The sequence below is a fragment of the Actinoplanes sp. NPDC051633 genome (genome assembly GCF_040681735.1).
Classification (GTDB): domain Bacteria; phylum Actinomycetota; class Actinomycetes; order Mycobacteriales; family Micromonosporaceae; genus Actinoplanes.
Window position 1 is genome coordinate 1 of sequence record NZ_JBFAZH010000546.1, and the last position, 5,192, is coordinate 5,192.

Genomic DNA, 5,192 nt, shown 5'->3' on the forward strand with positions numbered 1-5,192 from the left:
GACCCAGGGAGGCGGCGCCGGCACAACCAGCTTGTCCGCTTTGTCCATCGGGGTCAGTTTGGCCGGCAGCTCGACCTTCTCCTGGGCCTGCTTCGCCTCTTGGGCCTGCTTCGCCGACTTTACGGACGTCTCCCCCTCGGTGTGGAAACGGCCTCCGATCAACGCGAGATACGTCAAAAGCATGGTGAGCGCCAGCGCGACCAGCGAGAACCGCCGACGCCGGGCCGTCGCAGCCACGCTGTACAGCACCAGCGGAAGCGCCAGATCGATCAGTTGGAACTTGGTGTCGTACGCCAGATGCCCGAGCGTACCGACGCCGGTGAGAACGAGCGCCGCAACGGGATGCTGCTGCCTGAGCAGCACGCCGACAACGATCAATGCGGTGAGCAGCCACCACGGGTAGTCCCCGGGGAGTTGCGCCCGGTCCAGGAAGCTCGTCGTGTCGCCGGGCTTGGTCGCGCCCAGGCGCCAGGTCACGAGTCCGGGCCCCAGCGTCGACACCAGCAACGCGAGCGCCAGAGCAGCGTCGGTCATCAGGCGGCGCGGCACGAACCTCGGCATCCCCCCATCGTAGGAAGCCAAGCCGCCAGCGGCGTCAGACTCTGGTGCTACATCCGCGGTACCGGCGGCGCCGCGATTACCGACCCGGGTCTGACGATTCGGTCCGGCAGAACGGCCACCGTGAAGCCATGAGAAAGACAACGTCCACAATCGTTCTCACCGCGATGTTGACCGTCGGGATCGCCGGATGCACCGGCGGCTCACCCGGTGGATCCGCCAATCCGTCCGCGTCCGCCTCAGCCAACCGGCAACAACTACTCGCCCTCGCCCAGGACTGGGTCAAATGCATGCGTGACAACGGCATGCCCCGGATGCCGGACGCGGAAGTCACCCCGGAGGGCTACCTCAGCTTCCCGCCGCGTGGCGGATACGAGTGGAAGAGTGACCTGGAAAAACATCCCGGAATCATCGACAAGTGCAAGTCATTCGAGGACAAATATCCCGCGAACGCCTTCCGGCCGAAGGAGCAGGTCTCTCCGGAGGATCTGCGCAAGCTCACCGAGTACGCCAAGTGCTTCCGCCAACACGGCTTCCCGGATTTCCCCGACCCGGACAAGAGCGGCACCTTCGACTTCACCGGCACATCGCTGGCCAACGGCACCTCGAACCGCAAGCGGGACGTCGCGGACGAAGCCTGTAAGCACCTCTGGGACGGTCCGATCAAGGTCACCGGCGGCGGGGGCAAGAAATGAGGCGCCGGCGCGCAACCGGCGCGGTCCTCGCGGTCGCCGTGGCCGCTCCGCTGACCGCCGGCGTCGCGTACGCCACCCGCGCCGAACCGAACGCCGCCGAGGCGCCGGTCGCCGCGATCGCGACCGGCAGCGCCGAGGTCACCAAGGGCACGCTCACCGAGCAGACGCAGCTCAGCGGCGTACTCGGCTACGCCGGCACCTACACCGTCGACCACCAGGGCGCGCCGGGAGTGCTCACCGCCGCGCCCCACCCGGGTGCCACGATCGGCCGCGGCGGCGTTCTCTACCGGGTGGCCGACGCCCCGGTCCGCCTGCTGCTCGGTGCCGTCCCGGCCTACCGCGATTTCGGGTACGGCATGAGCAACGGCCCGGACGTGCGCCAACTCGAGCAGAACCTGGTCGCGATGGGCTTCGACCCGCACCGGCGGATCACCGTGGACCGGCACTTCAGCAGCACCACCGCCGCGGCGATCCGTCGTTGGCAGGCGTCCTGGGGCCGCAGGTCCTGGCAGCGCACCGGACGGCTCGCCCAGGGTGAGGTCGCCTTCCTGGCCGCGCCGCTGCGGGTCACCGCAAGCCCGATCCGGGTCGGCGCCGCCGTGGCGCCCGGGGCGACTGTGCTCACCGGCACCTCGACAACCCGGGCGGTGATCGCCACGCTGGACACCTCCCAACGCGGCAGCGTACGCGTCGGCAACCAGGTGGAGGTCTCGCTGCCGGACACCGACCCGATCGCCGGGCGGGTCACCGAGATCGGGCAGGTGGCGACGGTGGCCGCCGGGGAGGACAACAACGGCCAGCAGGGACCACCGGACCCTGATCAGGCGACGGTCCCGCTCACCATCGCGATCCGCCCGCCCCGCGGCTTCGGCCTGGACCAGGCGCCGGTCAGCGTCGACATCGTCACCGGCGAGCGCCGCGACGTGCTGCTGATCCCGATCGCCGCCCTGCTCGCCCGGCCTGGTGGCGGCTACCAGGTCCGCCTGGCCGACGGGTCGGCGGTCCCGGTGACGCCGGGCGTCTTCGACGAGAACTCCGGCCAAGTGGAGATCACCGAAGGTCTCAGCGTCGGCCAGCAGGTGGAGGTGCCGGCGTCATGACCGACTGCACCGAACGGGGCACAGCATGACGGCGGTCCTGGAACTGATCGAGGCGCGTAAGGTCTACCCCGGCACCCCGCCGGTGGAGTCCCTGCGCGGCGTCACCCTCACCGTGCACAGCGGCGAACTGGTCGCGGTCGCCGGACCGTCCGGCTCCGGCAAGACCACATTGCTCAACCTCGCCGCCGGCCTGGACCGCCCGTCCAGCGGCTCGGTCCGGATCACCGGCCACCCGGTCGAGAAGCTACGAGACCGGCAACTATCCGGCGTACGCGCCCACCGGCTCGGCGTCGTCTTCCAGCAGTTCTTCCTCCTCGAACGGCTCAGCGCCGCGGAGAACGTGGCGACCGGCCTGCTCTACCGCGGCGTGCCGGCAGCCGTTCGCCGCCGGGCCGCGCGCGCCGCCCTGGATCGGGTCGGCCTGAGCCATCGCACCGACTTCCCGGCCGCGCACCTCTCCGGCGGAGAACGCCAACGGGTGGCGATCGCCCGCGCGCTGGTCGGCCGGCCCGCCGTGGTGCTCGCCGACGAACCCACCGGCAACCTGGACTCGGCCACCGGAGCGGGCATCATCGCCCTGCTCACCGAACTCAACGCCGACGGGGTGACCATCGTGGTGATCACACACGACGACCGGGTCGCCGCAGCCATGCGGCGACGCGTCGACCTGCACGACGGCCAGGTCGTCCACGACAGCGGCGGTGCCTCGTGAAGTCCCGGCTGCGGACCGCCGACCTATTGCCGGTCAGCACCGTGGGCCTGCGGTCGCGGCCCGGCCGGGCGGCGCTCTCCGTCCTCGGGGTGGCGATCGGCATCGCGGCCATGGTCTCGGTGCTCGGCGTTACCCGGTCCAGCCAGTCGGACGTGCTGGCCCGCATCGACCGGCTCGGCACCAACCTGCTCACCGTGGCGAACGGCAAGAAGCTGGGCGGCGAGGAGGCCGAACTACCGATCACCGCGGGCACCGCGGTCGCCCGTACCGACGGGGTGCTCACCTCGGCCGCCACCGCGACGCTGGACGTGCCCGTCTACCGCAACGATCGGATCCCGACCGGCCACACCGGCGGCCTGTCGGTCCGGGTCACCGACCCGAAACTGCTCGATACCCTCGACGGCACACTGCTGCACGGCCGGTTCCTGGACGGCGCGCTGACCCGATACCCGACGGTGGTGCTCGGCCACTACGCCGCCGGCGTGCTGGGCATCCCCGACGTCACCGGCCAGCCACGGGTTTACCTCGACGACCACTGGTACACCGTGGTCGGCATCCTGGCACCGGTCGAACTCGCCCCCGAACTGGACACCTCGGCGCTGATCGGCGCACCGGCCGCAACCGCCCACTTCGGCTACGCGGGCAACCCCACCCGGATCTTCGTACGAGCGCAGACCGAGCGCACCGACGAAGTCGCCGGGCTGCTCGGCCGGGCCAGCAACCCGGTCCATCCGGAGGAGGTCGCGGTGAGCCGGCCCTCGGAAGCGCTCACCGCACGCCTCGCCGTCACCGGCGGCACCACCGTCCTGCTGCTCGGCCTCGGTGCGGTCGCGCTGCTGGTCGGCGGGATCGGCATCGCCAACGTACTGGTCATCTCGGTGCTGGAACGACGCGGCGAGATCGGGCTGCGCCGCGCGCTGGGTGCCACCCGACGGCATGTGGCGGTCCAGTTCGTCATGGAGTCGCTGCTGCTCGGCGCGGCGGGCGGAGTGACCGGGGTGCTGCTGGGCGCCGCGGTCACCTACGGGCTGGCCACCGCCCGGGGCTGGCAGACGCTGGTGCCGGCGGAAGCAATCGGCGCGGCCCTCGCCCTGGCGGTGGTGATCGGCGGGCTGGCCGGGCTTTACCCCGCCATGCGCGCCGCACGGCTGTCCCCCACCGAGGCGCTGCGCACGATGTAATCGGAGCGGCGTGGCCAAGCTGCACCGCGCTACCGCGACTACATCAACCCACTCGTACTCGCCGAGACTTCAGCTGTTGACCCACACTGAGGAGTCGGTCTTGACGGTGCCGACGGCTTTGAGCACCGTGGCCGCCCTGTCCCTGTTCTCCTTCAGGGGCAGGGCGGCGGACAGGTCGCCGTTGTCGAGCATCGCCCGGAAGCACGCCACCACGCGCTCATCCGGCTCTCCCGGCGCCGGCGTCCAGCCCAGCCGGCGCTCCAGACCACTGAGCACCAGGTCAACCGGCGACGGCTCGAGCCGTGCGGAGTAGCCGTACTCGCGGCCCGAGTCGCCCGGCCTCGCCGAGTAGTCGTAGTACTCCGTGAACAGCAGGCCCACCAGCACCGCGTCACCGGGACGGCGCTGGATCTCGACCGTCAGGCTCAGGCTGAAGTCGCAGCCCGTCGCCTCCCGGTACGTCGACAGCAGCGTGTGTTTCCGCTCGGCGGACAACACGTATGGCGCGCCCGCCTCGGCGAACAACCGCGCCACCGCCTCGGCGCTCTCTGGTCCTGCGGCGACGCCCAGCTCCTCGCCTCCGATCAGCTCGGTGAAACAGGCGAACAGCTCATCCTCGGTGTGCGGCCCCTCCGGCCGGCCGAGTCGATGCTCGAGGAAGGTGACCAGCTCACCCATCCAGCTCAACGGCGCCCGCACGGCCGACCTCTCCGGCTCGGCGCCACGGACGAACAGCATCTGCTGGAACTCGATGGTGGGGGCGTCGTCAAGCGTCGTGGTGGTAACCGCCAGCGACAGATCGCCACCCCGATCCGTGAGTTGATGCCGACGGATCGATCCCAGACGGCGGGCCTTGGCATACCGCCGGTACACGCGGTCGCGGCTCTCGCGGAACGGCAGGTGGACGCCCAACTCGCCGCCGGCCACCAACGTCTTGAGCTTCGCG

Annotated in this window: 6 protein-coding genes; 4 read left to right on the top strand and 2 right to left on the bottom strand. The window is 70.7% G+C overall.

Annotated elements, in window-relative coordinates:
• Positions 1-561, bottom strand: a 561-nt coding sequence (locus AB0M20_RS26185; RefSeq protein ID WP_364302519.1) for a hypothetical protein, incomplete at its 3' end; no start/stop codon positions are given.
• A 128-nt stretch (positions 562-689) separates the two neighbouring features.
• Between AB0M20_RS26185 and AB0M20_RS26190 the strand changes: the two genes are divergently transcribed.
• The 4 genes from AB0M20_RS26190 to AB0M20_RS26205 are packed head-to-tail and all read left to right on the top strand — an operon-like array spanning position 690 to position 4,246.
• On the top strand, positions 690-1,253 hold the full coding sequence (locus tag AB0M20_RS26190) for a hypothetical protein (RefSeq protein WP_364302521.1): 564 nt from the start codon (positions 690-692) through the stop codon (positions 1,251-1,253).
• Entirely contained in the window at positions 1,250-2,353 is a 1,104-nt protein-coding gene (locus AB0M20_RS26195; protein ID WP_364302523.1) for a peptidoglycan-binding protein, read from the top strand. Before AB0M20_RS26190 ends, AB0M20_RS26195 begins: the two co-directional genes overlap by 4 nt.
• A 25-nt stretch (positions 2,354-2,378) precedes the next feature.
• Positions 2,379-3,065, top strand: a complete 687-nt coding sequence (locus tag AB0M20_RS26200) for an ABC transporter ATP-binding protein (RefSeq protein ID WP_364302525.1) — start codon at positions 2,379-2,381, stop codon at positions 3,063-3,065.
• Positions 3,062-4,246 (top strand): ABC transporter permease, encoded by a 1,185-nt coding sequence (locus AB0M20_RS26205; RefSeq protein ID WP_364302527.1) that lies wholly within the window; start codon positions 3,062-3,064, stop codon positions 4,244-4,246. The genes AB0M20_RS26200 and AB0M20_RS26205 overlap by 4 nt, the downstream gene beginning before the upstream one ends.
• A 69-nt stretch (positions 4,247-4,315) precedes the next feature.
• Here AB0M20_RS26205 and AB0M20_RS26210 read toward each other — a convergent pair.
• The coding region (locus tag AB0M20_RS26210; RefSeq protein WP_364302529.1) for a hypothetical protein at positions 4,316-5,192 on the bottom strand (877 nt) is incomplete at its 5' end.

Excerpts from the sequence above, each read along its gene's own strand:
- AB0M20_RS26190 (WP_364302521.1), top strand. The coding sequence starts at position 690 with ATGAGAAAGACAACGTCCACAATCGTTCTCACCGCGATGTTGACCGTC.
- AB0M20_RS26195 (WP_364302523.1), top strand. The coding sequence starts at position 1,250 with ATGAGGCGCCGGCGCGCAACCGGCGCGGTCCTCGCGGTCGCCGTGGCC.
- AB0M20_RS26200 (WP_364302525.1), top strand. The coding sequence starts at position 2,379 with ATGACGGCGGTCCTGGAACTGATCGAGGCGCGTAAGGTCTACCCCGGC.